Raw genomic sequence first — 26,998 nt, forward strand, 5'->3', positions numbered from 1 at the left:
TTTTGTATAAGTGTCGTTATCATATAGCGGCACTTTTTCATAAGTTTAAAATTTTAGAGTCTTATTATATTAATTTAAAAGAGATTTTTTAAAAATACTTTTCAAAAAATTTTTCACGTTCAATCTATTTTTTATCTTTGTTGAAAACGTTTAACAATCATATTATTACCGCTCTTTTTTTTAAGAAATAATGAAAGGGATTTTAAAAATTTACCATCCGGACGAAACGCTAAAGTACAATATCAGAAATACTTATTGCAAAGCGGTTTACAGCAATCAACAACATTTTCTGGAAGTTGAAATTATTACGGATGACAGTCTGGATCATGTAGAGGATGATTCATTACAGTACAACTTTCCGCAACTCTCTCTTGAAGTGTTCGATTTCCCTATCGATTCCGCGGAAATAGAAGGAAAAACCATCACCATTAATGATTCTGATGAAGATACATATACCGAAGTAGATCTTTTTGATGACGAGGAAGCCTTTATTTATGATAACGAGCTTCAGTTTGAGAAAAATGAAGAAGGAGAACTTCAGGTAATCTGGAAAGGAACGATTGATGATTTCTACACAGGATCAGACACGCCGATTCCTTTCAGACTGAAATGTGAATTCAAGCAGGAAGAAATTGAGGTAGACGAAGATTAATCATCTTTATTTGTCCCCATTTTATATCAGATTTCTTTTCAAATCATTTTTGGAAAGAAATTTGCTGTTTATGAAAATAACAAACTTTAAGTTGTTTTTAAGCAATTTTTAAGAGTTCAATTCATAATATTCCATTACTTTTGTCGTTACAACTTTTATAAAAATACACTTTAATGCTGTTAACGGAACTTACTCAGATTTTATTTGCCCAGGTTGCTGCACCTGCAGTAGCGGCAGACGATTTAGAATTCTCATTTTGGAAAATCATGTTCCACGGAGGAGCTTTCGCTAAAATAGTGATGGTAACCGTGTTGTTGCTCGGTGTATTTTCCGTATATCTTTTCTTTGAGCGCTTTTTCTTTATTAAAAGATTAACCTCAAAAACAGATGCTAATTTTATGGATAATATCGAAGATTTTATCAGAGAAGGTAAGATTGAATCCGCTGCAGATTATTGCAAGAGACAGAATTCTCCGGAAGGAAGGATTTTAGAAAAAGGAATTTCCAGATTGGGACGTCCGGTTTCGGATATCGTAAGTGCGATGGAATCCCAAGCTCAGGTTGAGGTTGCCAATATGGAAAAGAACCTGAATCTTTTGGCAGTAGTTCCGAGTATTGCCCCGATGTTGGGATTATTGGGAACTGTAATCGGGATGATTATCGCTTTCTTTAATCTGTCGCATGCAACGGGATCTTTCTCTCCGAAAACCTTGTCTGAAGGTATTTATACAGCATTGGGGCAGACCGCAGTAGGTCTTGCAGTAGCAATTCCGGCAAACTTTTTTTACAATTTATTACTTACAAGAATTGATAAATTTGTTTTGAAGGCACAAAATATGTCCGGAGAATTTTTAGACCTTATCAATAAACCGTTATAATTTTTTCTTATGAAACCATAAGGTTCCATCTGACAAACATAAAATAAGAATCAACAGATGAAAATTCAGAGAAGAAATAAAGCAAACCCGGAATTCAGTTTGGCAGCAATGACAGACGTTATCTTGCTGATGCTCATCTTCTTTATGGTGACTTCTTCGGCAGCCAATCAAAGTGCGATCGATGTAAAATTGCCAAAAGCAGATACAACAGCAGATAATATTCCGAATCCTTTGGTGGTGAGCGTAAAACCGGATGGGTCTTATTTTGTAGACGATAATCCTGTGAACAGAGGAGAATTGGAACAGACCATTGTCAATAAATTAACAGGTCAGGCGAATAAATCTTTCACCATAAGAGCTGACGAAAATACCCTTCATAAAGACGTGGTTTTTGTAATGGAAATTGCCGAAAAAAATAAATTCAATATTGCCATTGCAACCGTTAAAGATAAATAACTCTTCGAAGTAAGGAGCATTTTAAAATGAGAAGCCATATAATCAGTAAAGATGAGCAAAACAGAGACAGGATAAAAAGCGCAGTGCTTTCTATTCTCATTTGGTCTGCCATTCTTTTATTTGTTTTTCTGTATAAACTGAAACCGGAACTCGATGAACAGCCAGAAGTTATTACAACCATGCTGGTTAATTTTGGAGATAACAGAAACGGAAACGGGGTAGAAGAACCGGCAGATCAGCCGGGAAGTCTTGCTGCTGCGACAGAAGAAGTCGCTTCTGAACCTTCAGAAACCGCTGTTCCTGAAACCAAGACGGTTATCCAGCCGGATCCGCAGCCTGAAACCAAAAAAACAGAGGCAAAGGACAAAATTATTACGGGAAACAATGCCAAAACTTCGGTTCCGAAAAAAGAAGAATCCAAAGCGGAAAGTAAAAAGACTTCCACGAGTACCTCTGCAACCAAAAATACTAAAAAATCAGGAGCTACAACCGCAAATTCCAAGACTGGAAATGGTGACGGAAAAGGAAATGCAGCCATTGGAAATTTGATCAGAGGACGTGGGACAAAAGCAGGAAGCCAAGGCGATGGAAACGGAATCGGAAATGCAGGAGATCCTTTAGGTGGTGATGGAAATGGTGACAGTAAAGTCGGAATCGACAGAAAACTGGTAGGATTTATCCCCGGAACGATGGGAAGAGGCGGATCACAACCAGCGAATAACTGTACAGCGAGCGGAACGATTACCATTGCTTACACTGTAGATAAAGCAGGAAACGTTGTTTCCGCGAGAAGATCGGGCGGAACTTCGGATCCATGCATTAGTTCGAATGCGATATCGTGGGTTAAGAAGTATGTAAAAGCGGAAAAAGCGAGTGTTTCTTCCACCGGAACGTATAAAATTACTTTTTAAAAATACAAAAGCACTTTACTCAAGTGCTTTTTTTATTTCTGAAATTCTGTTGATAACAGGAAGTGCAAAAATTCCGCTAGTTTGGAGATACAGTTCATAGAATGTTTTTGCTTTATCTAAAAAATCTTTGTTATCAGATTGTTTTCCGTTAAAATAGAAAAGATTTCCTAACATTTCATAGTAATCTTTATGGTCTCTTTCCTGTCTTTCATTAACAATTTCTATGATTTCCTCTTTCGGTTTTGATGAAAGCGTTGTAAAATCAAACATAAAAATGTCTTTCATTAAAGATTCAAAATCAAGCTCTTTCTGCATTAAACTTTCTTCGGGTTTATCCAAAATAAGTTTTTCCAATGCCTGAGTTAACTGGCGTATTAATCGTAGGGTAAATTCTTTATCTGTGATCATAAATTGTTTATTGTTATTGGTTTGTGGTTGCTTGTCTATGTACGCCAGTTTAATTGGACATATTTTATAAAGTTGTTTATTTTTCCTCCCAGAAGTTTGTATTCTTGTGCTTTATTTTCAAAATCTGAATTTAATTCAGGATAAAGTCTGGATAGTTTTGATAAATGACAAACTGTTTCATCACAGCTGCCTTGTGAATAAACCAAAAAGCGAATAAATTCACCTTTATAAATTTTTCTTCCATAGCCTTCTACAATATTTGTAACAATAGAATCCGAAGAGCGTCTTAGCTGGCTTCCTAATTCATAAGTTTCATATTTTGGCAATTTAAAAGAAAGCCGATGGGTTTCAATAAATAATTCAAACGAAATGTTATAAATATCAAGTTTCGTATAACTCATATGTGTCTTTATATTAGAACAATAAACTAATAACCATTAACCAGCAACTCTTATCCAAAGAAAAGATATGCTAAAATAATAGAAGTAATAATCCCCACCAAATCCGCTAGAAGCATAGCAATTACTGTGTATCTTGTATTCTTTACGGCTACGGCTCCAAAATAAACAGCAATGACATAAAACGTCGTGTCTGAGCTTCCCTGAAGAACCGCTGCCAATTTTCCCTGGAAACTGTCTGCGCCGAAAGTTGTCATGGTATCAACCATCATTCCTCTTGCTCCAGAACCCGACAAAGGTTTGATTAAAGCGGTTGGAAGTCCGTCTACAAATCTCGAATCTAAATTTGCAGAATAAGCAACCCATTTCATCCCGTCGATAATTACGTCAAATACTCCGGAAGTTCTCAATAGCGAAATGGCAATAAGCATTCCGACCAAATAAGGAATAATCTTTACACAGGTTGTAAAACCTTCTTTTGCGCCTTCAATAAAAGCATCAAAAACATTGATTTTTTTATAAATAGCACCAAGAACAATGGCTAAAAATATAAAAAGAATCAATCCGTTGCTTAATACCTTGCTGAAATCATCCAGTTCATCCTTGCTTAATTGAGTGAGGTACAAAACCAACAACGCGATTATGGCAGAAATTCCGCCAACGTAGGCAAGAACAATGGGTTTTAAAAGGTTGATTTTCTGATATAAAGAAACTACGATCATGGCTGCCAAAGTTGCCGCAAATGTAGCGATCATACACGGAAGAAAAATGTCAGTCGGCGTTTTCGAACCCATCGAAGCGCGGATCGCAATGATGGAAACCGGAATTAGAGTCATTCCTCCTGCATGAAGACAGAGAAACATGATCTGAGAGTTGCTTGCCGTGTCTTTATTCGGATTTAAAGTCTGCAAACTTTCCATCGCTTTTAGACCAAAAGGTGTTGCTGCATTATCCAGACCGAGAAGATTGGCACTGAAATTCATCAGCATATGTCCGAAAGCGGGGTGGTTTTTAGGAATATCGGGAAATAATTTTGAGAAAAAAGGCTGAATTAACCGGCTTAAAAGATTGATTCCGCCTGCTTTTTCCGCAATACTCATGAAGCCCATGAATAGAGTCATAATTCCGATAAGTCCGAGACAGATTTTCACTGCTGTTTCAGAAGTTCCGATTACCCCATCCGATTCCTGAACACGGTACACTTTTACATCCTGTTGTAAAGAATCTGTTTTATAATGAATCCTGCTGTCCGCAAAATCAGTCTTTTTCATGAGGCTGTCCCGCACAATAGGAGAGAGGGCATTCATTTTCTGTGTGGCAATCTGTACGGTATCACCGCCTTTTCCTACAACCATATCATTGAAAATAGTTTTGTAGTTGCCTGATGAAATGTATTTTATACCTGCAATGGCAATGGCAATGATAATGAATGCCGACCAAATTCTGCTGAGAACCATTTGAGTAAATTAAAAATTTTAGAAAAGATAATAAATTATAAGTAAAACTTGAAAAAACTTTTATTTCTTTGAACCATTAAGATTCAATAAGAAATTAAGAATATTAAGGAAAGCCTAAAAATCAGAATGATTTATCTTAATTAGACTTAAAACCTTAATTCTCCTTAATGGTTTAAATTTACTTTTCATCCAGATAAACCAGAAACCCTTCAAAATCATCGTCCAGATTTTTCAGAACTTTAGCATCTTTCATTTTCTTTTCTAAGCCTTCAATGAAAAAACTTTTCTCGAAAAACTGGCGGTGAACCCCCGGAAGCAGCTCTTTAAAGTAATCCATTCCGAATTTGTTGTTGTGAAGATCCATTTTGGTTTCCAGAGGCTTGTTCGGGAATAGTTCTTCGTGCATATCGGTGATTCTTTTACAGAATTTCAGTGCTTTCTGAGGCGAAGAGACTTTAGAGCAGTACATCGCAATAAAACAGCACCATAGTGCGTGTCTGAATGCATTCCCCACTCCATTGGTAGAGGCGGTTTTAGGGAATTTTTTCTGAGCAATCGTATATGCCTGAACGGTGGCATGAAAACTGAGCAATGAGAAAACAGGATGAGGAAGAACAAGCGTTAAAAGACGGATAATCTTTTTAAAACTCATACTTCGGATGGTGCTGAAAAATATCTTGAAAGTTCTCATAAATAAAAATCTCTCCCTAATTAGAGAGAGATTGTGTTATTTTGTTACAAATTATTACGCTTTTACAGCTAATAAATTTACTGTTTTGGCAACAGTATCTCGGATTTCTGTTCTTTTAACGATAAAATCTACAAAACCTTTTTCCTGAAGGAATTCTGAAGTCTGGAAACCTTCCGGCAAATCTCTACCGATGGTTTCACGGATAACTCTTGGTCCTGCGAAACCGATCAAAGCTCCCGGTTCAGCCATGATAATATCTGCTGTCATGGCGAAAGAAGCGGTAATTCCTCCAAAAGTAGGATCACAAAGATAAGCGATGTATAAAAGTCCTGCTTCTGAAAGCTGAGCCAGTTTAGCCTGTACTTTAGCCAACTGCATCAAAGAATAGGTTGCTTCCTGCATTCTTGCTCCACCAGATTGGCAGATAATCATATAAGGAAGTTTTTTCTCAATACAGTAATCAATCGCTCTTCTGATTTTTTCTCCCATTACGGAACCTAAAGATCCTCCGATGAAAGCAAAATCCATACAGGAAACCACCATTTCAGTACCTTTTACGGTTCCTACTGCATTTCTGATAGAGTCTGTAAGTTTGGTTTTAGCCTTTACTTCTTTCAGACGGTCTGTGTAAGATTTCGTGTCTTTAAAGTTCAGAATGTCAATACTTTCAACATTGGCATCCAGTTCCGTGAATTTACCTTCATCGAAAAGGATATCAAAAAATTCTGCACTTCCTATTCTTACATGGAAACCGTCTTCCGGAGAAACATAATTATTTCTCTTCAATTCATCATGTTCCACCACTTTTCCTGATGGAGTCTGATGCCAAAGACCTTTGGGAACGTCTTTTTTCTCATCAGTAGATGTCGTAATATTTTGTGCTTTTCTTTTAAACCACTCGAATGCCATATTGTTTATATAATTGATGAAAAATAAACGATAAATGATGAAAAAACTGTTTAATAGAAATCAATTATCAATCATCATTTATCATTAATGATTTTTATTTTAGCGTATTTACGTTATTTAAATCTTCGAATGCCTGAACCAGTCTCTTAGAGAAAGTTTCCTCACCTTTTCTTACCCAAACTCTTGGGTCATAGAATTTTTTGTTCGGTTTTTCTTCTCCTTCAGGATTTCCGATCTGAGTTCTTAAATAATCGATATTGTTTACCATATAATCTCTGATTCCTTCTGTGTAAGCAAACTGAAGGTCAGTATCAATATTCATTTTAATTACACCGTAATCAATCGCTTCTCTGATCTCTTCCAGAGTAGAACCAGAACCTCCGTGGAATACGAAATTAATTGGTTTCTCAGCAGTTCCGAATTTCTCCTGAACATATTTCTGAGAATTATCAAGGATTTTTGGTGTAAGAACCACATTTCCTGGCTTGTAAACTCCATGTACGTTTCCGAAAGCAGCAGCAATGGTAAAGTTATCAGAAATAGCTTTCAGTTTTTCATACGTGTAAGCAATATCTTCAGGCTGCGTGTATAATTTAGAATTATCTACATCCGAATTGTCTACACCGTCTTCTTCACCTCCTGTAACCCCGATTTCTACTTCAAGAGTCATCTGGATTTTAGTCATTCTTTCGAAATACTGAGCTGAAATTTCTAAATTTTCTTCTAGAGATTCTTCAGAAAGATCCAGCATATGAGAAGAATAAAGAGATTTTCCTGTCTGCTTGTAGAATTCTTCGTTAGCATCCATCAATCCGTCGATCCAAGGCAATAATTTTTTTGCAGCATGGTCTGTGTGAAGGATTACCGTTGCTCCGTAAGCTTCTGCAAGGGTATGGATATGTTTTGCTCCGGCTACAGCTCCTAAAATAGCTGCCTTCTGTCCGTCGTTGCTTAACCCTTTTCCTGCGTTGTAAGCAGCTCCTCCGTTAGAGAACTGAATGATAACAGGTGAGTTTAGTTTTGCTGCAGTTTCCAAAACCGCGTTTACGTTGCTGGAACCAATTACGTTTACTGCTGGTAATGCAAATTTGTTTTCTTTAGCATGCTGAAAAATATCAGTAACTAATTGACCTGTGGCAACTCCTGCCGGGAAAATTCTGCTCATGTTTTGCTTTTTAATATAAATTATTAGGGTGTTTTTAAATTCCTGTAAAGGTAATAATTTTTAAAATATTCTTAATTTCTTTTATCTCTTCCCCAAAGTAGCTTCTGGCGGATGGTTTCGTAGAAACTTAAGTTATTCGGCTGAACGAGTAATATCTGAAAATCCGCTTTTTTAATCACAATTTCCTGATCTGTTTCGATATGAATCAACCGCGAATCCAAAGAAAGAGAATATTGTGACACGCGGCTTTCAACTCCGAATTTAATTTCAACCCTGTCATTTACCACCAAAGGTCTCACATTGAGATTATGGGGTGCGATAGGAGTGATGACGAAGTTCTCGTTGTTCGGAGAAATGATGGGACCTCCACAACTTAAAGAATACGCCGTAGAGCCTGTAGGAGTGGAAACGATAACACCGTCTCCCCAGAAAACATTCAGAAACTCATTGTTAATATAAGAATCTACCGTAATCATGGAAGTGGTTTCCTTTCTGGACACCGTAACATCATTTAAAGCATACGGGAAAAAATCCTCCAGAATAGGCGAAACAACCTGAATTACAGAGCGGCGGCTTGTTTTTACATCGCCTTTCAGAATAGAATCCAGCTCTTTAAATGCTTCTTCTTTGGTAAAACTTGCCAGAAATCCCAATCTTCCGGTATTTACCCCAACGATCGGGATTTCAAGATCTTCAATGAAGGTGAGAGAATTCACAATCGTTCCGTCCCCACCAAAAGTGAAGAAAAGATCCACTTCTTTCTCCAGAAGGTCTTTTTTATTATTAAATGTCTCAAAAATCTTTGAAAACTGAAGAGCTTCAGCCATCTCATCGTACAAAACAGATTTTACACCTCTACTTTCCAGCTCGGAAATAAATTTGCTTAAATATAAAAAAGTATCAAGATCTTTTTTCTGAGAATAAATGGCTGCCTTCATTAGTTTTTATATTTCTATGAATTTCTGGAAAAACCCGAATCTGTCCTGCAATAAGTCTGATTTTTCATCAGAATAGTACTTCTGTACAATGCGGTAATCATATCGGTCGAATGTTTCATCAATAGAACTCAGATTTTCATTGCTGATCTTTATCGTCACCTGAATCACTTCATCCGACATGAAACTGATAAACGCGCCGTAAAATTTGGAATTATTGCTTTCCACAATATTGGCAATCTCCGTCATCGAATATTTCCTTGCCGGTGTTTCAACGGTAAGAATGGCTCCCGATTCGGAAAACAGCGGATATTTTGAAAAATCCTGAAAAATATCCTCACAGCTAATGTATCCCAAATATTTTTCGGATTTATTAATAACAGGAATCACGTTGGAATTGAAGGTATAGAATATTCTGATGCTGTCCATAATATTGTTATCCTCCAGAATGGCAAAACGCTCGATCTGATGTTCGAGGTTTTTCAGCATCCCTTCCTCTTCATACAGGAAATCCTGTGCAATTGCACCGTAAAAATGATGGGATTTTTTGATGAAAATATGAGAATATCCAAATGCTTCTAACATTTCCCTGGCTGATTCTATCGAGTCAGAAAGGCTGAAACACGGGAAGTCTTTTGAGATATAATCCTTGATAAACATTGTGCTAATTTATAAAAAATTAAACGAAACTTTTCTTCAAAATGATACTTTTTTTCAGGAAAATAAAAAAAAATAATTTTAAAATTTGTTGGTGTAAAAAAAAAGGGTATCTTTGTCGCCTTTCATTTTTACTTTTTATTAGATTTATTTCAAACTGCACTGTCTCTTAGACATATGCAGTTTTTTTATTTTAAAGCCTTTGCAAATTCCCACATTACAATTCCTCCGCAAACGCTTACATTTAAAGAATGTTTGGTTCCTAACTGAGGAATTTCAAGGAAAGAATCAATATTCGGCAACGCTTCATCGCTTATTCCTTCCACTTCATTTCCTAAAATCACCGCGTATTTTTTTGTTTGATCTATGGTGAAATCTGTGATCATTTGGCTGTTCGTGGTCTGCTCGATTCCTACGACTTCAAATCCCTGAGATTTTAAATCATTAATGGCGGTATTAATATCATTTTCATGACTCCAGTCTACGCTTTCCGTAGCTCCCAAAGCAGCTTTATGGATTTCGCGGTGTGGCGGCTGCGGCGTGATTCCGCAAAGGATAATCTTCTGAACCAAAAACGCATCTGCCGTCCTGAACGTTGCACCCACATTGTGCATGCTTCTGATGTTGTCTAAAACTACAACCAAAGGAATTTTCTCAACCGATTTAAAGGTTTCCACATCAATTCTGTTGAGTTCTTCCAGTTTTAATTTCTGTACCAATTTTATTTTTTTGTCAAAATTAGGTATAAATATTTACGATTTTCAGATGAAAACGGATTTTGTTATTTTTTAGTACCCATGATCTGATGAACGTTTTTCTCAATATTCTGGGCAATGGTTTCCATCGGAATATCGTTTTCGTCATTATTAAAAGGATCTTCAATTTCTTCGGCAATCAGCTCAAGGCTCATCAGAACATAATAAATGAATACCGTAAGCGGGATAATATAGTTTCCGATATTGATAACGTAAGCAATCGGCAGTGCAAAAACATACAGAATGATAAACTTTTTAATGAACGATGAATAAGAATACGGAATCGGCGTATTTTTAATTCTCTCGCAACCGCCGCAAACATCCAGAAAACCGGAAAGTTGGGTGTCGAGATACAGCATTTCAATATCTGAGATTTTTCCTTCTTTCTTTAACTGATTTAATTTGTGACTCATCAGAATGATAATTTCACTCGGGCCATGATTTTTCAGCTCTTTCTCGATTTCAGAATAATCTTCATCCAAAGCCAGTCGGGTAGATTCTTTAGATAAATGTTTTGCTAAAAAGTGAGGAAAAAACTTTAAGTATCTTGCAATTTGCTCAGCATTTTGTCTGTCTTCGCCCAAAATAGTATTCACTTTTATGGCAAAATTACGAGTGTCATTCATCAGTTTTCCCCACAGTTTTCTGCCTTCCCACCATCGGTCATAAGCTGTGTTTGTTCTGAAAACCAACAACAAAGAAAGCACAAAGCCTAATAGAGAATGAATTAAACCCACATTGCTGATTCCTGATTTTGAATTAAGCCGGAAATGCTCAATTTCAAGGTATTCTACACCCCACGAATATAATCCGACAAGGATCATGCTTGGAAATAATATTTTTAAAGTGTCGCTTTTATGTAAGCTGAAAAGGATTTTCAGGAAATGTTTGGTGTTGTAAACTCTCATAGATTTCGTTCGTCTTACAAAGATAAAATTTTAGTTTTATCCCGACTTTACTAAAAAATTTAAAACATATGAATTGTGATTTTAAAGATGTGATTTAGAGAATATAATTAATTTTTAACGCGACGTTCGCAAAGATTTATTTTAATTTTTTATGTATATTTTTTGATCGCCAAGGCACTGTGTTCAGCAAATGATAGCAAAAGTAACTAGTTGAAAAAAAAGGCTTTGAAAAAGGGATAAGAGATATCTTTTAATTGTAAAAACATTGAGTTTAGCAAGTTATAGCAATCATCCTTAGCTGAGTGAAACGCCTTAGCGAACGGAAGAATATTTTCAACATTTAAAAAGAATCTTTGCGAACGTCGCGTTAAAAACGAATTCTGCCAATTCTATATCGAATAAAATTTAATTTTGTAAAAAATCCTTGTGACATTATATTATTTTTAAAATTTCACCAAATTTCAAAAAAACACTATTTTTATTTCGCATTAAAAATACCACACAAAATGATTCTCGAAAGTGTAGATGTTGTTAACGATATCAGTAAAGAAGATTTCCAGAAAAATTATTTCAAAAAGCACAAGCCGCTTCTGATTAAAAATTTTGCGAGCCGATGGGATGCCTTCGACAAATGGAATTTTGATTTTATCCGTGAAAAAGCGGGTGAACAGGAAGTCCCTTTGTACGATAATAAGCCTGCCGATGCAAATAAAAGCAGCGATGCTCCGGTTGCCAGAATGAAAATGAAGGATTATATTGATACGATAAAAAATAAACCTTCCGATCTCAGGATTTTCTTTTATATCATTACAGACCGGCTTCCGGAACTGCTGAAAAACTTTACGTATCCGGATTTGGGAATGAAATTTTTCAAACGTCTTCCGACCTTATTTTTCGGAGGGAGTGAAGCGCATGTTCTGATGCATTATGATGTAGATTTGGGAGATTTTCTGCACATTCATTTTGAAGGAAAGAAAAGAATTCTGTTATTCGATCAGAAACAATCTGCTTTTTTATACAAAGTTCCGTTATCGGTTCATACCATTTATGATGTAGACTATGAAAATCCTGACTATGAAAAATTTCCTGCCCTGAAACACGCCAAAGGTTTTGAAATTTTCATGGAGCATGGTGATGCCCTTTTTATTCCCGGCGCGTTCTGGCATTTTAACCGATATTTAGAACCCGGATTTTCAATGTCGCTTCGTGCATTGCCTAATAAACCGAATGTTTTCGCGAATATGCTGTATCATGTTTTTATCATGCGATATACCGATAAAATTATGCGAAAGATTTTCAAAGCAAAGTGGGTGAATTACAAACAGAAGTGGGCGTATAAAAAAAGTTCGGAAGCTTTGAAGAAAATTTAATCATTTTTCTCCCGCAGATTTCACAGATGATTGTGTTGAATTTTATTAAATAATGTGTCTAAATTAATATACAAAAGATCATGAAATTACTTTATCTGAGTTTATTTTTTATATTTTCAATATCTTTTTTTAATTGTCAAAGTTCTTATACCCCGGCAAAAATGTATAAGGTGCTTCCAACACTTACAAAATCAAAGCTGATTCTACAAAGTGAAGTTGATTCCTTGGTTTCTACAGATAAGTGTAAGTATTTAACAAAAGGAAGGAGTTATGCGGCTCCTGCAGGTCTATTTGCTAAAAATGATTTAAAAAATGCAGCAAAAGGAATTGATGAGTGGGTTCAGTTGGATAAAGGGAATGCTTATATTCTTACCAATTATAAATGGATATCAATGGATCATTCAGGATCAACACAATTAAATGTAGATTTCGATACGTTATATTGTAATGAATAAGTTGATATTTTATTAATTGTCTTTATCTTTTTAATTAATATTGGAGAATAACGATTAATAAGCGGTTTTCTAACAGAGTTCCTTCGACAAGCTCAGGATGACATCTCTAATACTAACAGAAAGATTTACACATTGTCAGGCTGAGCCTGTCGAAGCCTTTATTAGTAAAGGGATAAAGTCAATTCATAAATTTAAAAATATGCCAAATCATCTGTGATATCTGTGGGAAAAATACAAACCACTTTCCTTCTACTATTTTATTTCATACTTTTACCGACCTAATTCTTAAGAACGATTGTAATGGCAAAGGCAGCGAAGAAAGAAACCCCGTTAATGACGCAGTACAATACCATCAAGGCGAAATATCCTGATGCACTTTTGCTATTCAGAGTAGGGGATTTTTATGAAACTTTCGGGCAGGATGCCGTAAGAACATCACAGATTTTAGGAATCGTTTTAACGAAAAGAGCCAACGGTGAAGGTCATATCGAACTGGCTGGATTTCCGCACCATTCGGTAGATTCTTACCTACCAAAACTCGTAAGAGCTGGAATGAGAGTTGCGATCTGCGACCAGTTGGAAGACCCAAAAATGGTAAAAGGAATCGTAAAAAGGGGAGTGACGGAACTGGTAACACCGGGAGTTACGTTCAACGATCAGGTTTTAAATTCCAAAAAAAACAATTTCCTTCTTTCTCTTCATAAGGAAAAGGAGAAATTCGGGATTGCTTTGGTGGATATTTCTACGGGAGAATTTCTGGTGAGTGAAGGAAATCTGGAAAAACTGCTTCATATCGTCAATACTTTTGATCCGAGTGAAATCATTTACCAGCGAAGTGTTCAGATTCCGGAACAGATTAAAAATAAAAATGCCTTTAAACTTGAAGACTGGGCGTATCAGTATAATTTTGCCTACGAAAAACTGACGAATCACTTTAAAACCAATTCGTTAAAAGGTTTTGGAGTGGAAAATCAGCTATTGGCAATTACCGCAGCAGGAGCGATTTTCGCTTATCTGGTGGAAGATACGCATCATAATTTACTGTCTCACATCACCAAAATTCAGATCATTCCGCAGGAAGATTTTCTGATGATGGATAATTTTACGCTGAGAAATCTTGAAATTGTGTATCCAAGCAATCCGCAGGGAAAATCATTACTAGATATTATCGATAAAACATCCACTCCGATGGGAGGAAGATTATTGAGGAGAAGAATTATCCTGCCGTTAAAATCAGTGGATGAAATCAACAGGAGATTGTCTTTAATTGATTTTTTAAACGAAAATGATCATCTTAAATACGAAATTTCACAGCTCTTAAAGTCGATTTCCGATTTAGACAGACTGATGGGAAAACTGGCGGCGGAAAAAATTTCACCGAAAGAACTGGGATATCTTCGCCAGAGTTTAATTAATATTCATAAAATCAAAGCGTTGCTTCATCCTCATGCCGATATTTTGGCTTGGCTGGATCCTTTGTATGATCAGGATGAATTGATAAAATGCCTTCAGAACCATCTGAATGATGAGCTTCCGGTGAATTTATCGAAAGGAAACGTCATTAAAGAAGGAATTTCCGAAGAACTGGATCGCTTAAGAGGACTGCAATCCAAAGGTCGCGGTTTTCTGGATGAAATGTGTCAGAGAGAAATCGAAAGAACAGGAATTTCAAGTCTGAAAATTGATTTCAACAATGTTTTCGGCTATTATATTGAGGTTCGAAACACCCATAAAGATAAAGTTCCAAATGACTGGCTGAGAAAACAGACACTGGTAAATGCAGAACGTTACATCACAGAAGAACTGAAAGAGTATGAAAATCAGATTCTTGGAGCCGAAGAAAAAATCGGAGTTTTAGAAAATGAACTGTACAGAAATGTATGTTCTGAAACGATGGTTCACATTGATCAGATTCAGGAAAACTCTAAAATTATTGCACAGTTGGATGTGGCCGTTGGTTTGTCCGAACTGGCTGTCTCTGAGAGTTATACAAAACCTGTTTTAAATGACAGTTTTGCCATCGATTTAAAAGAAGCAAGGCATCCGATCATAGAAAATGCGCTTCCTTTAGGCGAAAAATACATTCCGAATGATATTTTCTTAGATAAAGATTCTCAGCAGATCATCATGGTAACCGGACCAAACATGGCGGGTAAGTCGGCGATTCTTAGACAGACAGCAATTGTTTGCCTTTTGGCGCAAATAGGGAGTTTTGTTCCGGCAAAACATGCGGAAATCGGGATTTTGGATAAAATTTTTACAAGAGTTGGCGCAACGGATAATATTTCTGCTGGAGAGTCGACTTTCATGGTGGAAATGAACGAGGCAGCGAATATTCTGAATAATATTTCCGAGAGAAGTTTAATTTTACTGGACGAAATCGGGCGCGGAACTTCTACCTATGACGGAGTTTCCATTGCTTGGGCGATTGCGGAATATCTTCATCAGCATCCGACTCAGGCAAAAACGTTGTTTGCAACGCATTATCACGAGCTGAATGAAATGACCGTAAGTTTCGAGCGTGTGAAAAATTTCCACGTTTCCATTCAGGAGAATAAAGGAAATATCATTTTTTTAAGAAAACTGGTTCCGGGAGGAAGTGAACACAGTTTCGGTATTCATGTGGCAAAACTGGCGGGAATGCCTTCCAAAGTCGTGAACAGAGCCAATGAAATTCTGAAAACGCTGGAAGCAAGCCGTTCCCAAAGCGGAGGTTCTTCTGAAAAGATCAAGCGCGTTACGGAAGAAAATATCCAACTTTCTTTCTTTCAGTTAGACGATCCGGTTCTGGAAAGCATTAAAGAAGAATTAACAAAAATCGATATCAATACATTAACGCCGATTGAAGCGTTGATGAAGCTGAATGCAATTAAGAAAATGATTGGAGGATAGTTTTCTGTTATTTCTGATTAAAAGAAATTGTTAAAGGAATTCGAAATCTGTAACGAACTTTTTCTCCGTTAAGTTCAGCAGGAGTCCATTTATCTTTAATTTTTAAAAGAGCTCTTTCAGCTTCTCTGTTAAAGCTCTCATTGTCTCCGTATGCCTTTACTTCTGTCACAAAACCTTCTTTATCAATTAAAAAAGTAATTGAACAGGATTCTGTTTCAGCATTACTGTGTACTTTTCGCATTCTGAAGTTTTTAGCGATTTTATTTCTCAATACTGTTACCCCAAGAGGAAATGTTGCCGGCTTTTCTGCATCAATCGTCGCCCTGCCATTTTTTTCAGTAATTAAAAGTTCGTTAAGCTGAGTTGTTTGGATGGGTTGTTCCTGAGAAAAGATAAGCACAGGAAAAAATACAGCTAAAAATGGAATTATTTTCATCATTAAAGTTTTTGCAAAAATAAATTTTAATTGCAAACGAAATTTAAAATTTCTTTAAAGTAAGCGGAAAAGTATAAAGAAATCTTACAGGTTCCCCTTTGATTGTTGCAGGTTTCCACTTTACAAAAAGTCTTCTTACAGCAATTTCTGCGGCTTTGGAGTGTTTCGGATCGTCTCCTAATGCAGTTACATATCTTACATAGCCTGTTTTTTCGACAATAAAATACACTCGGGTGTTTATTTTTTTTGATTTTACATCGATAACGTCCATTTTTTCTGAAAATTCCCTTTTGAACGTTTCCATTCCACCGGGAAATTCCGCCGGAGTATCTGCTTTGGTGTAGACATCATCAAGTTTCATTTTCGTCCTTAGAACTGTGTAATCCGGAAGTTCTTTTACGGAATTATACTGCTTGGTTTGTGCAGATAATGAGAAACTTAACCATAAGCCTAAAAAAATAATCAGCTTTTTCATATAAATGTGTTATGAGAAATAATATTTTTAAAGCATCAAAAATAAAGCCGAATGAAAATTGGTTTTTTAATAAGGATCAGTGGAAATCATTAGGCTGATGTGGTGTGATGATCCATCTTATCAGTAAAATCAATAAAGTAAGAAGAGCCATCACGATAAACCCTGAAAAAAATCTCAGAAAATGAGTTTTGTTATCGTTATCAATCTGCTTTATTTTTAATTTTGTGAGGGTTATAAAACCTACATAATACATAAAAAGGACTACAAGTGGAAGAAAAAGGATTGGCATTTCGGGTTACATTTAATTACACGTATTTTCTGGTTACCATTTTTATATTTCTGACGGAAGTTTTAATCGCTACCAAACTCAAAGATATTTTCTTTGTGAGAGCCTATCTCGGAGATGTGATTGTTGTGATGCTGATCTATACTTTCATCAAAACATTTTTCAGAATTGAAGATAATAAAAAATTGATTCTCAGTATCCTGATTTTTTCTTTTCTGGTAGAAGTTGCCCAATATTTCAATATTGCTGAAAAATTAGGCTTCCGGAAAGGAAGCCTGATGTATATCGTGATCGGAAATTCGTTTTCGTGGATTGATATTCTGTGCTACTTCGTTGGATGCTTATTGCTTTTTGTTTTTGTTAAATTTCAGAAAAATCCTCAAACAACACATTAAACTACCTTCCGAAACTGTCGTATTTATCTTCAGCGTATTTGATGAAGCGGTTCAGTAAAGCTACATTTTCCTTTTCAAGAGGAGAAAGCTCGCTGTCTACGTTATTGGAAACCGGAATGTACCAGTCGGTCTGCTCAAAGAAATTTCGGTACGTTTGCTTCTTAAAAGCATAGCCGTGTCTCGCGAAAACTGCGTTTTTAATGATTTCCATATCCAGTTTTCTGAGGTTTTTAAGATCTTTTTCCGATAATTTCTGCTTGGATGCATTGATTTTAAAAACAGCATCTGAAGCAATTCTGTTTCTGGATTCGGTGTAGGTTTCAGTCTTTCCGGTTTCTTCGTCGGTGTATTTTTCTACGAAATCTTTCGGATTTTCCCAGTCGATGAGGTCATTGTTTTCATTCAGCATGAAATTCGGGTTGTATACAAACTCTTTTTTCACAAGCTTTAAAGTTTTATTCGGAGCTTTTACCGCCGATTTATTAAAGGCATTCCAGCTTCCGGTAAGACTGTCGTTGTTCAATTTTACCTCGAATCTTCCGTCGGTCTTATCATTTCCGGGTTCATCCAGAATAAAGGATTTTGAAGTTTCGTTAAAAACGCCTCTGAATGGTCTTTGATTTCCATCAACAATACTTTGTCCGTATACACTGTCTTTGGTAATTCTGTTGATTTTCAGGGCAATTTTTTTATAAATTTCACCTTCATACGCTTCTCCGATTTCCGGCTGAATCATTTCTTTTCCCGCGAAATCGCCCATATAAATTCCGTAATATTCTTTGTAAACTTCGGGAACTGCTACAGAATCCTTCTTTGCCGTAAGACTGTCTTTTGAAGGATCTGTTATTTTTACATCCTTTTTACAGGCGGTTAAACCAATTGTAAATAAGGAAATTAACGATAATTTTAAAATTTTCATATGTATTTTTTTGCAATTAAATATTCAATTAATAAGATGTTCGGAATCCAGCCCAACCATGCTATGATCTGATAAACATCCATCGGATTCGGGTGGAATAAATATACAATAATTACCTTCCACATTCTTAATGTTACCGCGGAAAGTGTCAGCGCAAAACTACGCCACATCCATTGTTTATGCTCTTTAAATTTTTTCTGTCGGGCAAACTGATAGGCTTTAAAAGTTGAAAACCACCATAAACAGCCGAGAATGACAAAAGAAATCTTCGATAAAATTCCGCCGTTGGCAAAAATTCCCATATAAATTCCAGACGGAGCCGCGAAAAACAAAATCAGAAAAATGTACATCTTTCCGGTGTTTTTGTGGAAACTTTTTATGCCGAAATCTTTTCTGAGAATCGCTAAAAATCCACTCAGCAAAACAAAAATACTTGTGTAGACGTGAGTGTAGAAAAAATAAAGATATTCCGGTCTGTTGGTAACTTCAGTTTGTTTGATCATTAAAAAACTCACATCAGAGCGCAACGGAATATATTCTAGCGTAATTTTCAGCATCAGCCAAAAGAAATATCCAAATCCAATAACTAAAAGGATTTTAAAGGTGTTCGAAATATTTTTTTTGACGGAAAGCATTTTTTTTTATTTAAACACTAATATCACAAATTTCTCGCAAATGGTCATAAATAATTTGTGTTATTAGTGAAAAAAGATTCGTGTAATTTGTGTTTATCTAAACACTAATGTCACCAATTTCTCACAAATGGTCACAAATAATCTGTGTAATTAGTGAAAAAAGATTCGTGCAATTCGTGTTTTAATCTAAACATTAATTTCATCAATTTTCTACAAATGGTTACAATAATTTGTGTAATTAGTGAAAAAAAGATTCGTGTAATTTGTGTTTTAATCTAAACACTAATGTCACCAATTTCTCACAAATGGTCACAAATAATTTGTGTAATTAGTGAAAAAAGATTCGTGCAATTCGTGTTTTAATCTCAACACTAATTTCATCAATTTTCTACAAATGGTTACAATAATTTGTGTAATTCGTGAAAAAAAAGATTCGTGTAATTTGTGTTTTAATCTAAACACTAATGTCACCAATTTCTCGCAAATGGTTACAATAATTCGTGAAAAAAGATTCGTGTAATTTGTGTTAAAATTATTACTTCAGATTCAAATCCTGCGCAATCAGCCACGCTTCACTCCAACACGCCTGAAAATTAAATCCGCCGGTTACCGCATCAATATTCAGCACTTCTCCGGCAACGTAAAAGTTAGGCAAAATTTTCGAAGACAGGTTTTTAAAATTAATTTCCTTTAAATCAACGCCTCCTGCCGTTACAAATTCATCTTTAAACGTCGATTTTCCGGTGACATTAAATTTCTTTTTGCATAGATTTTCAAGAATAGTCTGCATTTCTTTTCCTGAAATCTGGGCAACCTGTTTATTCTGATCCACTTTTGAAACCTCCAGAATTCTCTGCCAGAATCGGTTGGTAATATCAAAAATCTTTGATTGCCCGATGGTTTTCTTTGGATTCGATTGTTTGAAGTTTAGAAATAATTCTTCCGCATCATCGATTGATTTGGAAATAAAATTGACTTCAATTTCAAAATTGTATTTTACTTTCGCCAGATTGATTGCTTCCCAAGCTGAAATTTTCAGAATGGCAGGTCCCGAAAGTCCCCAATGCGTAATCAGCAAAGGTCCGCTTTCTTCGGTTTTCAGTTTCGGAATGGAAGTTTCTGCCATTTCAAAGCTTGTTCCGGCTAAATCTTTCAGCAAATCATCTTTAATGTTAAAAGTAAAAAGCGACGGAACCAGATCAATAATTTTATGACCCAAATTTTCGATCATTTTCAGAGATTTTGGCGAGCTTCCGGTTGTATAAATGATAAAATCAGCTTCAAAATCACCTAAACTGGTCTTAATGATATATTTTTCGCCTGATTTTTCAATTTCTTTTACAGAACATTTGGTTTTCACTTCAACATTTTTCTGATGAATTTCATGTAGAAAAGTATTGATGATCGTCTGCGAAGAATTGCTTTCCGGAAAAACACGGTTATCATTTTCTATTTTTAACATAACATTTCTCTGCTCAAACCAATCCATCGTGTCTCCCGGCTGAAACTTGGTGAAAACACTCAGCAATTCCTTGTTTCCGCGGGGATAAAACTGTACCAGTTCTTTGGGATCAAAACAGGCATGAGTCACATTACAGCGTCCTCCTCCCGAAATTTTGACTTTCTGAAGAACATCCGAATTCTGCTCAAGAATGGTAATTTTATATTTTGTTTCGTCCAGATTCGATGCTGCGAAAAAACCTGCCGCACCGCCTCCGATAATGATAATTTGCTTCATAATACTTTTAATCTTATGCTCAAGATTACTTTTGCAAAACTACAATTTTTATAAACCATCTTATTTGAGTAATTTTGAAGAATATAATTTTTCATTTTTACAGTGAAATTATTGACTACAAAAAATGATTTTTGTGATAAAAAATCACACAATTTATATTTTAAAACAAAAAGTAAATGAAATTCTACCATACATTCGAAGTTCGATGGAGCGATCTTGATGCCAACAAACATCTGGCAAATTCATCTTACGTACAATATTGTGCGCAAACCAGAATGGCTTTTATGAAGCAGGAAAAAATGGGCGTTACCCAAATGAGCCGATGGGGAATCGGTCCTGTAATCATGCACGAAAGATTTTCTTTTTTCAAAGAAATATTTGCAGACCAGACTGTGATTGTAAGTCTTGAAATTGACGGCTGTGCAGAAGACTGTTCTATTTACCGTTTTGTACACAAATTTTACACAACCGACGGAGAACATTGTGCAACTTCAGAAGCAACGGGAGTGTGGATCGATACGATGCTGAGAAAAATGACAACACCGCCCGATGATGTGGTGGAAGCCATGAACAAATATAAATCTCCGGAAACGGTAATTTTAACAAGAGAAGATTTCAAAAAACTTCCTTTCCGTCCGGAAAATGTTGATCCGGCAGTATTTACTGTTTAAGATGTAAGGTTTTGAGTTTATTGTTTTAAAATTACTCATTACCCATTATTTATTACTTATAATTAAAAATATGTTTGAAGATAAAGATCCAGAATTAACGCCAATTTCCAAACTGGGGGAATTTGGTTTAATTAAACATTTAACGGAGCATTTTCCTCTATCCAATGAATCTTCGGAGCTTGGAGTGGGAGATGATGCGGCAGTGATTAATCCCGGAAATAAGAAAGTGGTTCTTACAACAGATGTTTTGGCGGAGGGTGTTCATTTCAATCTGGGATATGTGCCTTTGAAGCATTTAGGCTATAAAGCGATTGTTGTAAATCTCAGTGATATTGCAGCGATGAATGCAACGCCAACTCAGATTTTGGTTTCTCTTGCCGTTTCCAACCGTTTTCCGGTGGAAGCTCTGGAAGAAATCTATTCCGGAATTCAAACCGCTTGTGCAAGGTATAAAGTTGACTTAATTGGCGGAGATACAACGAGTTCCAAAGCCGGTTTGGTAATGAGCATTACGGCAATCGGAATGGAGAATGATGAACATATTGTGAAAAGAAGTACAGCAAAACCAAACGATCTTTTGGTGGTCACCGGAGATTTGGGCGGTGCTTACATGGGACTTCAGATTCTGGAAAGAGAACATGCTGTTTTCTTAGCCGATCCGAATATGCAGCCGGAAATGGAAGGCTACGATTATATTCTGGAAAGACAGTTGAAGCCCGAAGCAAGAACCGACGTAAAAGGAATTTTAGAACAACTGGATATTAAACCAACTTCTATGATTGACGTTTCTGACGGTCTGGCTTCTGAAATTCTTCACCTTTCAGATCAGTCGAAAGTAGGATTCAGATTGTATGAAGAAAAAATTCCGATGGATAATTTGACGATTACAACAGCGGATGAATTCAATTTAAATCCTGTGATGGCTGCTTTAAGCGGAGGGGAGGATTACGAATTATTATTCACGATTTCGCCAAATGATTTTGATAAAATTAAAAACCATCCGGATTTTACCATCATTGGTCATGCCGTTGAAAAAGAAGACGGAAATTTTATGGTGGCGAGAGGTTCTAATCAACTGGTTGCTTTAACAGCGCAGGGTTGGGACGCTTTTCTGGGAAATCAGCAAGGATAGATAATTTTATTATTTAGATATTAAAAAAACCACTGCAATAGCGGTGGTTTTTTAGGTAATTAATCTTTTTTAATATCTGCTTTTACATTCTGGTAGGATTTGTCTACCGCATCTGCACCTTTTTTAGCCGTTTTTTTGGTCCATTTTGCTGCATTTTTAACACCTTTTTTGGTTGCATCATAACCTTTTTCTGCGGTTTTGCCGGTCCATTCTGCGCCGTCTTTAACAGCGGTTCCTACTTTTTTTGCATCTTTTTTTACCTCTTGCTTTACAGAATTCGTTTTTTGTGCAGATACTCCGATTCCCAATAAAAGAATCAATGCTGCTGAATATAATCTCTTTTTCATTTATAAGGATGTTTTTTCGTTTTTTCAACAAAAATCAGACCAATAATGTATAAAAATTTCAGAATAATTTAGTAATGGGGATCATAGAAGTATTATAAACAAAAAAGTTGTATTGTGAAGAGGACTTAAATATTGTGAAGCTACTGCTATTGTTTTAAACGGCTATCATCATGCGGGAGAATTAATAAAAATTTTTGTTCATAAAAAGAACAATATAATTCTAAAAAATGCAGACAGTATTCCCTGGAATCTTTTTGAAAATACTTATGTTGAGAAAAGTTTTAATTGGTAAATGAATGTAGAGAGAATTTTTCAAGATTTGGAGCATGTTAGGAAAGATTTGCTAAAAATGTAATAAAAATCCGGCTCAACAAAGCCGGATTAGTTATATAAGTTAGAATTTTTAAGCCTTCGCAATATTCAGAATCACTTCCATCGCTTTCTCCATACTTTCCAGAGCCACATATTCATACGGTCCGTGGAAATTGATTCCTCCCGCAAAAATATTCGGACAAGGAAGTCCCATGTAAGATAACTGCGCTCCATCTGTTCCTCCGCGGATTGCTTTAATCTTTGGTTCGATTCCTGCTTCTTTCATCGCTGCTGCGGCAAGATCTACGATGTGCATTTTTCCTTCAAACTGCTGCTTCATGTTTCTGTACTGCTCTTTAATTTCAATTTCGGCAGTTCCTTCACCGTGTTTCTTATTAAACTCAGCTACTTTTTCTTCCATGAATTTCTTTCTTGCCTCAAATTTATCAGCATCGTGATCACGAATGATGTATTGCAGTTTAGCTTCAGAAATATCTGCATTTAAATCCATTAAATGATAAAAACCGTCAAAACCTTTAGTCGTTGCAGGGGTTTCATTGGCAGGAAGCATTTGTGCAAATTCAGAAGCCAGTAAAGCGGCGTTAATCATTTTTCCGTAAGCATAACCCGGATGAACGCTCAATCCATGGATTTTTACCACTGCTCCAGCCGCGTTGAAGTTTTCATATTCCAGTTCGCCAACTTCTCCGCCGTCCATCGTGTAGGCAAATTCAGCCCCGAATTTTGCCACATCAAACTTATGTGCTCCTCTTCCGATTTCTTCATCAGGCGTAAATCCAACCGCGATTCTTCCGTGCTTGATTTCCGGATGAGCCATTAAATATTCCGCAGCCGTTACAATTTCTGCACAACCTGCTTTATCATCGGCTCCAAGAAGGGTATTTCCGTCTGTGGTAATTAAGGTCTGACCGATATATTTTTTTAAACTTTCAAATTTTGATGGCGATAAAGTAAATCCTGTTGCCTGATTCAAAACCAGATCTCCTCCGTCATAATTTTCCCAAACCTGCGGTTTTACATTCTCTCCGCTGAAATCCGGTGAAGTATCGTAATGCGAAATAAATCCGATGGTCGGTTTGTCATTATTCTCAAGATTGGAAGGAACGTATCCCATGATATAACCATTTTCATCGATCGATACATTTTCAAGACCTATCGTTTTCAGTTCTTCCGTGATGTAGTTGGCGATATTCCACTGTCTTTCTGTAGATGGAGTGGTTTCGCTTTCTGCGTCGCTGGTTGAATAGATTTTTACGTAATTAAGAAAACGGTTCAGTAGCTTTTCTTTCCACAAAGGGCTGAATTCTATTGCGCTCATTATATTGGTATAAATTTCCTGTAAAGTTAGCAAATTTGATGCTCAGAATAATTTATTTGTGACCGAATAGAAGCTGTTGAGATTATTAATATGATATAAAATGCTGAAAATCAAAATAATGATTGCTTTGTTTTAATCTTAGATAAACTTGTTTAGTTTTATTATATTTGAGAAAACCTAAACGTTAAAAATGTTTCTTACAGAATGTCCGCGTGATGCAATGCAGGGGTGGGGAGAATTCATCCCGACTGATAAAAAAATAGATTACATCAATTCTCTTATGGATGTGGGTTTTGATGTTCTGGACTGTCTGAGTTTTGTTTCTCTGAAAGCAATTCCGCAAATGGCAGATTCTGATGAGGTGGCGGAAAACATCGATAAATCCCGATCCAATACCAAAGTTTCTGCGATTGTTGCCAATTACAGAGGAGCTGAAAAAGCATTAAAACATCAGTCGGTAGACATTATCGGCTTTCCGTTTTCCATTTCCGAAACTTTTCAGCATAGAAATACGAATAAAAATCAGGAAGAAGCTTTTCAGGAAATTATCAAAATACTGGAACTGGTAAAAAATGAAAACAGACAGTTAAACATTTATTTTTCAATGGCTTTTGGAAATCCTTACGGCGAAATGTGGAAGTGGGAAGAGGTAGATTTCTGGGCTCAGCGATTTTCTGAAATTGGCGTTAAAGAGATCTTACTTTCTGATACAACGGGAGTGGCAACGCCGGAAACCATTTCTCTTTTGTTCGGAAAAATTCCTTCAAAATATCCTGAAATTAATTTTGGAGCACATTTCCATAACCGTTATGAAGATTCTTATGCTAAACTGAAAGCCGCTTACGATCAGGGATGTACGAGATTCGACAGTGCCATTAAAGGAATCGGAGGCTGTCCGATGGCGAAAGATGATCTGGTGGGAAATATGCCGACCGAACAGGTGATCAACTTTATGAGCGTAGAAAAAGCAGACCATAAACTCAATCTGCTGAACTTCGAAAGTTCTTATAACAAAGCGAAAGATATTTTTCATTTTTGAGACAAGTTCTCTTTTATTATTAATTAGTATGACTTCAAAAATTACATATATTGGAGATTTGAGATGTTCAGCAGAGCATTTACAATCCGGAACTCTTATTGAAAGCGATGCGCCGACAGATAATCACGGAAAAGGTGAAAAATTTTCTCCCACAGATTTGTGTGCAACTTCTCTGGCAGAATGTGCACTTACAACCATTGCGATTTTAGGCAAAGAAAAAAAGATTAACATTGATGGTGCTTATTGTAATCTTCAAAAGATTATGAAAGGCGAACCAAGAAGAATCGGCGAAATTGTTTGCAATTTTGTGTTTCCGAATTCTTATTCCGACAAAGAAAAAGCTTTTATAGAAGAAACAGCGCATAATTGTCCGGTTGCGAAAAGCCTTCATCCGGATTTGGTACAGACCATGATTTTCATTTATCAATAAAATAATACACCGTAGAAATTTTCTGCGGTTTTATTTTTGTTGAAAACTTCTACAATATTAATTTAAACCAAGCAAAAAATGTTACCAATCATCTCACCTTCAGAACTAAAAAATCTTCCAACAGAAAATCTTATCATTCTTGATGCAAGAGCAGGAAAAGATGTTTATGAAAATTATCTGAATAAACATATTAAAGCAGCAAGATTTATTGATCTGGATAAAGATCTTGCTGAAATCGGAGAGAACGCTGCTTTTGGAGGAAGACATCCGCTTCCGGAAATTAAAAAATTTGCAGAGACAATTTCAAATCTGGGAATTTCAGAAAATAACCATATTGTTATTTACGATGATAAAAACGGATCAAACGCTGCTGCAAGAACTTGGTGGATGCTGAAAGCTTTCGGTTTTGAAAACGTTCAGGTTCTGGATGGCGGATTTCAGAATGCTGAAAAAGAAGGGGTTGAATTTTCTTCCTGCGAAGAATCTTTCGAAAAAGCTGACCTGATTCATAAAGAAAGGTGGCTTCTTCCTGTCTCAGATCTGGAAGCTGTTGAAAATGAATTAACAAAACAATCATCGACGGTTGTAGATGTAAGAGATTCATACCGTTACAGAGGCGAATCTGAACCGATTGATCTCGTTGCAGGACATATTCCCGGAGCAATCAATATTCCTTTTTCTGAAAATCTTGATGAAAACGGAAACTTCCTTTCACCGGAAATTTTAAGAGAAAAATATTCAAAATTGCTTGAAGGAAAGCCCGAAAATCTCATCATTCACTGTGGTTCCGGAGTAACGGCCTGTCATACCATTCTGGCTTTGGATTACGCAGGATTCAAAATCCCGAATCTGTATGTAGGATCATGGAGCGAATGGAGCAGAAGAGAAGGGAAAGAAATTTCCACAGAATTATAAAAGCTTCCACAGACCGAAATCTGTGAAAGCTG

30 protein-coding genes are annotated in these 26,998 nt (G+C 36.2%); 13 read left to right on the forward strand and 17 right to left on the reverse strand.

From position 1 onward, the window contains the following. Positions 1 to 190: 190 nt before the first annotated feature. The 4 genes from QWT87_RS06525 (at position 191) to QWT87_RS06540 (ending at position 2,897) form a co-directional block, all read left to right on the forward strand. Positions 191 to 652 (forward strand): hypothetical protein, encoded by a 462-nt coding sequence (locus tag QWT87_RS06525; protein WP_076394087.1) that lies wholly within the window; start codon positions 191 to 193, stop codon positions 650 to 652. Between the two features lie 173 nt (positions 653 to 825). Then, a complete protein-coding gene (locus tag QWT87_RS06530; RefSeq protein ID WP_273077119.1) occupies positions 826 to 1,530 on the forward strand; it encodes a MotA/TolQ/ExbB proton channel family protein in 705 nt (234 codons plus the stop codon). A gap of 57 nt (positions 1,531 to 1,587) precedes the next feature. Further along, on the forward strand, positions 1,588 to 1,986 hold the full coding sequence (locus QWT87_RS06535) for an ExbD/TolR family protein (protein ID WP_302714963.1): 399 nt from the start codon (positions 1,588 to 1,590) through the stop codon (positions 1,984 to 1,986). A 26-nt stretch (positions 1,987 to 2,012) separates the two neighbouring features. After that, positions 2,013 to 2,897, forward strand: a complete 885-nt coding sequence (locus tag QWT87_RS06540) for a ferric siderophore ABC transporter substrate-binding protein (RefSeq protein WP_302714965.1) — start codon at positions 2,013 to 2,015, stop codon at positions 2,895 to 2,897. A gap of 15 nt (positions 2,898 to 2,912) precedes the next feature. Here the strand turns inward: QWT87_RS06540 and QWT87_RS06545 are convergent, their stop codons facing one another. The 10 genes from QWT87_RS06545 to QWT87_RS06590 all read right to left on the reverse strand — a co-directional run bounded on the left by QWT87_RS06545 (position 2,913) and on the right by QWT87_RS06590 (position 11,180). Then, on the reverse strand, positions 2,913 to 3,305 hold the full coding sequence (locus QWT87_RS06545; protein WP_302714967.1) for a hypothetical protein: 393 nt from the start codon (positions 3,303 to 3,305) through the stop codon (positions 2,913 to 2,915). Between the two features lie 35 nt (positions 3,306 to 3,340). Then, on the reverse strand, positions 3,341 to 3,706 hold the full coding sequence (locus QWT87_RS06550; RefSeq protein ID WP_116099264.1) for a four helix bundle protein: 366 nt from the start codon (positions 3,704 to 3,706) through the stop codon (positions 3,341 to 3,343). 50 nt (positions 3,707 to 3,756) lie between these two features. Beyond that, complete coding sequence (locus QWT87_RS06555; RefSeq protein WP_302714970.1) at positions 3,757 to 5,160, reverse strand: nucleoside recognition domain-containing protein; 1,404 nt, start codon at positions 5,158 to 5,160, stop codon at positions 3,757 to 3,759. Between the two features lie 178 nt (positions 5,161 to 5,338). Further along, a complete protein-coding gene (locus QWT87_RS06560) occupies positions 5,339 to 5,851 on the reverse strand; it encodes a DUF6973 domain-containing protein (RefSeq protein WP_302714973.1) in 513 nt (170 codons plus the stop codon). Positions 5,852 to 5,905: 54 nt separating this feature from the next. Further along, positions 5,906 to 6,760: an acetyl-CoA carboxylase, carboxyltransferase subunit beta gene (accD, locus tag QWT87_RS06565; RefSeq protein ID WP_116099254.1), complete on the reverse strand. Its 855-nt coding sequence runs from the start codon at positions 6,758 to 6,760 to the stop codon at positions 5,906 to 5,908. A 94-nt stretch (positions 6,761 to 6,854) separates the two neighbouring features. Then, a complete protein-coding gene (gene fbaA / locus QWT87_RS06570; protein ID WP_302714976.1) occupies positions 6,855 to 7,925 on the reverse strand; it encodes a class II fructose-bisphosphate aldolase in 1,071 nt (356 codons plus the stop codon). Between the two features lie 71 nt (positions 7,926 to 7,996). Continuing rightward, positions 7,997 to 8,863 carry an NAD kinase gene (locus QWT87_RS06575; RefSeq protein WP_302714978.1) on the reverse strand — a complete coding sequence of 289 codons (867 nt, stop codon included), beginning with the start codon at positions 8,861 to 8,863 and terminating at the stop codon, positions 7,997 to 7,999. 6 nt (positions 8,864 to 8,869) lie between these two features. Continuing rightward, positions 8,870 to 9,445, reverse strand: coding sequence for a CBS domain-containing protein (locus QWT87_RS06580; protein WP_268052232.1), 576 nt, complete (start codon positions 9,443 to 9,445; stop codon positions 8,870 to 8,872). A gap of 260 nt (positions 9,446 to 9,705) precedes the next feature. Then, positions 9,706 to 10,236 (reverse strand): RNA methyltransferase, encoded by a 531-nt coding sequence (locus QWT87_RS06585; protein ID WP_302714984.1) that lies wholly within the window; start codon positions 10,234 to 10,236, stop codon positions 9,706 to 9,708. Between the two features lie 62 nt (positions 10,237 to 10,298). Continuing rightward, a complete protein-coding gene (locus QWT87_RS06590) occupies positions 10,299 to 11,180 on the reverse strand; it encodes a bestrophin family protein (RefSeq protein WP_302714986.1) in 882 nt (293 codons plus the stop codon). A 506-nt stretch (positions 11,181 to 11,686) separates the two neighbouring features. Here QWT87_RS06590 and QWT87_RS06595 point away from each other — a divergent pair. The 3 genes from QWT87_RS06595 to mutS all read left to right on the forward strand — a co-directional run bounded on the left by QWT87_RS06595 (position 11,687) and on the right by mutS (position 15,897). Continuing rightward, a complete protein-coding gene (locus QWT87_RS06595; protein WP_302714989.1) occupies positions 11,687 to 12,550 on the forward strand; it encodes a cupin-like domain-containing protein in 864 nt (287 codons plus the stop codon). A gap of 170 nt (positions 12,551 to 12,720) precedes the next feature. Beyond that, positions 12,721 to 13,005, forward strand: coding sequence for a hypothetical protein (locus QWT87_RS06600; RefSeq protein ID WP_302714991.1), 285 nt, complete (start codon positions 12,721 to 12,723; stop codon positions 13,003 to 13,005). Between the two features lie 300 nt (positions 13,006 to 13,305). After that, positions 13,306 to 15,897, forward strand: a complete 2,592-nt coding sequence (gene mutS / locus QWT87_RS06605) for a DNA mismatch repair protein MutS (RefSeq protein WP_302714993.1) — start codon at positions 13,306 to 13,308, stop codon at positions 15,895 to 15,897. Between the two features lie 7 nt (positions 15,898 to 15,904). Here mutS and QWT87_RS06610 read toward each other — a convergent pair whose 3' ends face one another. Further along, positions 15,905 to 16,336: an energy transducer TonB gene (locus tag QWT87_RS06610; RefSeq protein ID WP_185209455.1), complete on the reverse strand. Its 432-nt coding sequence runs from the start codon at positions 16,334 to 16,336 to the stop codon at positions 15,905 to 15,907. A gap of 40 nt (positions 16,337 to 16,376) precedes the next feature. Beyond that, positions 16,377 to 16,808 (reverse strand): energy transducer TonB, encoded by a 432-nt coding sequence (locus QWT87_RS06615; protein ID WP_302714995.1) that lies wholly within the window; start codon positions 16,806 to 16,808, stop codon positions 16,377 to 16,379. Between the two features lie 267 nt (positions 16,809 to 17,075). Between QWT87_RS06615 and QWT87_RS06620 the strand changes: the two genes are divergently transcribed. Then, positions 17,076 to 17,489: a ribosomal maturation YjgA family protein gene (locus QWT87_RS06620; RefSeq protein ID WP_302714996.1), complete on the forward strand. Its 414-nt coding sequence runs from the start codon at positions 17,076 to 17,078 to the stop codon at positions 17,487 to 17,489. Position 17,490: 1 nt separating this feature from the next. On the opposite strand, the gene QWT87_RS06625 is transcribed toward QWT87_RS06620, so the two are convergent. The 3 genes from QWT87_RS06625 to QWT87_RS06635 form a co-directional block, all read right to left on the reverse strand. Beyond that, positions 17,491 to 18,408: a YARHG domain-containing protein gene (locus tag QWT87_RS06625; RefSeq protein ID WP_302714997.1), complete on the reverse strand. Its 918-nt coding sequence runs from the start codon at positions 18,406 to 18,408 to the stop codon at positions 17,491 to 17,493. After that, positions 18,405 to 19,043 (reverse strand): DUF2306 domain-containing protein, encoded by a 639-nt coding sequence (locus QWT87_RS06630; RefSeq protein WP_302714999.1) that lies wholly within the window; start codon positions 19,041 to 19,043, stop codon positions 18,405 to 18,407. The genes QWT87_RS06625 and QWT87_RS06630 overlap by 4 nt, the downstream gene beginning before the upstream one ends. Before the next feature lie 535 nt (positions 19,044 to 19,578). Beyond that, positions 19,579 to 20,781, reverse strand: coding sequence for a BaiN/RdsA family NAD(P)/FAD-dependent oxidoreductase (locus tag QWT87_RS06635; RefSeq protein WP_302715000.1), 1,203 nt, complete (start codon positions 20,779 to 20,781; stop codon positions 19,579 to 19,581). 176 nt (positions 20,782 to 20,957) lie between these two features. Here QWT87_RS06635 and QWT87_RS06640 point away from each other — a divergent pair, with 176 nt between their 5' ends. Together QWT87_RS06640 and thiL are read left to right on the forward strand one after the other, a co-directional pair. After that, on the forward strand, positions 20,958 to 21,452 hold the full coding sequence (locus QWT87_RS06640; protein ID WP_302715001.1) for an acyl-CoA thioesterase: 495 nt from the start codon (positions 20,958 to 20,960) through the stop codon (positions 21,450 to 21,452). Positions 21,453 to 21,522: 70 nt separating this feature from the next. After that, entirely contained in the window at positions 21,523 to 22,584 is a 1,062-nt protein-coding gene (gene thiL / locus QWT87_RS06645) for a thiamine-phosphate kinase (RefSeq protein WP_302715002.1), read from the forward strand. Between the two features lie 59 nt (positions 22,585 to 22,643). Here the strand turns inward: thiL and QWT87_RS06650 are convergent, their stop codons facing one another. Continuing rightward, positions 22,644 to 22,931: a hypothetical protein gene (locus tag QWT87_RS06650; RefSeq protein ID WP_185209468.1), complete on the reverse strand. Its 288-nt coding sequence runs from the start codon at positions 22,929 to 22,931 to the stop codon at positions 22,644 to 22,646. A gap of 403 nt (positions 22,932 to 23,334) precedes the next feature. Then, a complete protein-coding gene (gene pepT, locus QWT87_RS06655; protein WP_302715003.1) occupies positions 23,335 to 24,582 on the reverse strand; it encodes a peptidase T in 1,248 nt (415 codons plus the stop codon). Positions 24,583 to 24,772: 190 nt separating this feature from the next. On the opposite strand from pepT, the gene QWT87_RS06660 reads away from it, so the two are divergent. The 3 genes from QWT87_RS06660 (at position 24,773) to QWT87_RS06670 (ending at position 26,966) form a co-directional block, all read left to right on the forward strand. After that, positions 24,773 to 25,621 carry a hydroxymethylglutaryl-CoA lyase gene (locus tag QWT87_RS06660; protein ID WP_302715004.1) on the forward strand — a complete coding sequence of 283 codons (849 nt, stop codon included), beginning with the start codon at positions 24,773 to 24,775 and terminating at the stop codon, positions 25,619 to 25,621. 28 nt (positions 25,622 to 25,649) lie between these two features. Continuing rightward, positions 25,650 to 26,051, forward strand: a complete 402-nt coding sequence (locus QWT87_RS06665) for an OsmC family protein (protein WP_076394022.1) — start codon at positions 25,650 to 25,652, stop codon at positions 26,049 to 26,051. A 78-nt stretch (positions 26,052 to 26,129) separates the two neighbouring features. Beyond that, the gene (locus QWT87_RS06670; RefSeq protein ID WP_302715005.1) at positions 26,130 to 26,966 is read left to right on the forward strand and encodes a sulfurtransferase; all 837 of its coding nucleotides are present in this window, start codon (positions 26,130 to 26,132) and stop codon (positions 26,964 to 26,966) included. Positions 26,967 to 26,998 lie beyond the last annotated feature (32 nt).

The organism is Chryseobacterium urinae (assembly GCF_030518295.1).
GTDB classification, from domain to species: domain Bacteria; phylum Bacteroidota; class Bacteroidia; order Flavobacteriales; family Weeksellaceae; genus Chryseobacterium; species Chryseobacterium mucoviscidosis.

What these genes read in the sequence shown, in the direction of transcription:
- QWT87_RS06540 (WP_302714965.1), top strand. Translation starts at nt 2,013, where the DNA reads ATGAGAAGCCATATAATCAGTAAAGATGAGCAAAACAGAGACAGGATA.
- QWT87_RS06650 (WP_185209468.1), bottom strand. Translation starts at nt 22,931, where the DNA reads ATGAAAAAGAGATTATATTCAGCAGCATTGATTCTTTTATTGGGAATC.
- QWT87_RS06545 (WP_302714967.1), bottom strand. Translation starts at nt 3,305, where the DNA reads ATGATCACAGATAAAGAATTTACCCTACGATTAATACGCCAGTTAACT.
- pepT (WP_302715003.1), bottom strand. Translation starts at nt 24,582, where the DNA reads ATGAGCGCAATAGAATTCAGCCCTTTGTGGAAAGAAAAGCTACTGAAC.
- QWT87_RS06615 (WP_302714995.1), bottom strand. Translation starts at nt 16,808, where the DNA reads ATGAAAAAGCTGATTATTTTTTTAGGCTTATGGTTAAGTTTCTCATTA.
- QWT87_RS06625 (WP_302714997.1), bottom strand. Translation starts at nt 18,408, where the DNA reads ATGAAAATTTTAAAATTATCGTTAATTTCCTTATTTACAATTGGTTTA.
- mutS (WP_302714993.1), top strand. Translation starts at nt 13,306, where the DNA reads ATGGCAAAGGCAGCGAAGAAAGAAACCCCGTTAATGACGCAGTACAAT.
- QWT87_RS06665 (WP_076394022.1), top strand. Translation starts at nt 25,650, where the DNA reads ATGACTTCAAAAATTACATATATTGGAGATTTGAGATGTTCAGCAGAG.
- fbaA (WP_302714976.1), bottom strand. Translation starts at nt 7,925, where the DNA reads ATGAGCAGAATTTTCCCGGCAGGAGTTGCCACAGGTCAATTAGTTACT.
- QWT87_RS06660 (WP_302715004.1), top strand. Translation starts at nt 24,773, where the DNA reads ATGTTTCTTACAGAATGTCCGCGTGATGCAATGCAGGGGTGGGGAGAA.
- QWT87_RS06575 (WP_302714978.1), bottom strand. Translation starts at nt 8,863, where the DNA reads ATGAAGGCAGCCATTTATTCTCAGAAAAAAGATCTTGATACTTTTTTA.
- QWT87_RS06530 (WP_273077119.1), top strand. Translation starts at nt 826, where the DNA reads ATGCTGTTAACGGAACTTACTCAGATTTTATTTGCCCAGGTTGCTGCA.
- thiL (WP_302715002.1), top strand. Translation starts at nt 21,523, where the DNA reads ATGTTTGAAGATAAAGATCCAGAATTAACGCCAATTTCCAAACTGGGG.
- QWT87_RS06560 (WP_302714973.1), bottom strand. Translation starts at nt 5,851, where the DNA reads ATGAGAACTTTCAAGATATTTTTCAGCACCATCCGAAGTATGAGTTTT.
- QWT87_RS06635 (WP_302715000.1), bottom strand. Translation starts at nt 20,781, where the DNA reads ATGAAGCAAATTATCATTATCGGAGGCGGTGCGGCAGGTTTTTTCGCA.
- QWT87_RS06535 (WP_302714963.1), top strand. Translation starts at nt 1,588, where the DNA reads ATGAAAATTCAGAGAAGAAATAAAGCAAACCCGGAATTCAGTTTGGCA.
- QWT87_RS06525 (WP_076394087.1), top strand. Translation starts at nt 191, where the DNA reads ATGAAAGGGATTTTAAAAATTTACCATCCGGACGAAACGCTAAAGTAC.
- accD (WP_116099254.1), bottom strand. Translation starts at nt 6,760, where the DNA reads ATGGCATTCGAGTGGTTTAAAAGAAAAGCACAAAATATTACGACATCT.
- QWT87_RS06555 (WP_302714970.1), bottom strand. Translation starts at nt 5,160, where the DNA reads ATGGTTCTCAGCAGAATTTGGTCGGCATTCATTATCATTGCCATTGCC.
- QWT87_RS06595 (WP_302714989.1), top strand. Translation starts at nt 11,687, where the DNA reads ATGATTCTCGAAAGTGTAGATGTTGTTAACGATATCAGTAAAGAAGAT.
- QWT87_RS06610 (WP_185209455.1), bottom strand. Translation starts at nt 16,336, where the DNA reads ATGATGAAAATAATTCCATTTTTAGCTGTATTTTTTCCTGTGCTTATC.
- QWT87_RS06550 (WP_116099264.1), bottom strand. Translation starts at nt 3,706, where the DNA reads ATGAGTTATACGAAACTTGATATTTATAACATTTCGTTTGAATTATTT.
- QWT87_RS06670 (WP_302715005.1), top strand. Translation starts at nt 26,130, where the DNA reads ATGTTACCAATCATCTCACCTTCAGAACTAAAAAATCTTCCAACAGAA.
- QWT87_RS06640 (WP_302715001.1), top strand. Translation starts at nt 20,958, where the DNA reads ATGAAATTCTACCATACATTCGAAGTTCGATGGAGCGATCTTGATGCC.
- QWT87_RS06590 (WP_302714986.1), bottom strand. Translation starts at nt 11,180, where the DNA reads ATGAGAGTTTACAACACCAAACATTTCCTGAAAATCCTTTTCAGCTTA.
- QWT87_RS06580 (WP_268052232.1), bottom strand. Translation starts at nt 9,445, where the DNA reads ATGTTAGAAGCATTTGGATATTCTCATATTTTCATCAAAAAATCCCAT.
- QWT87_RS06630 (WP_302714999.1), bottom strand. Translation starts at nt 19,043, where the DNA reads ATGCTTTCCGTCAAAAAAAATATTTCGAACACCTTTAAAATCCTTTTA.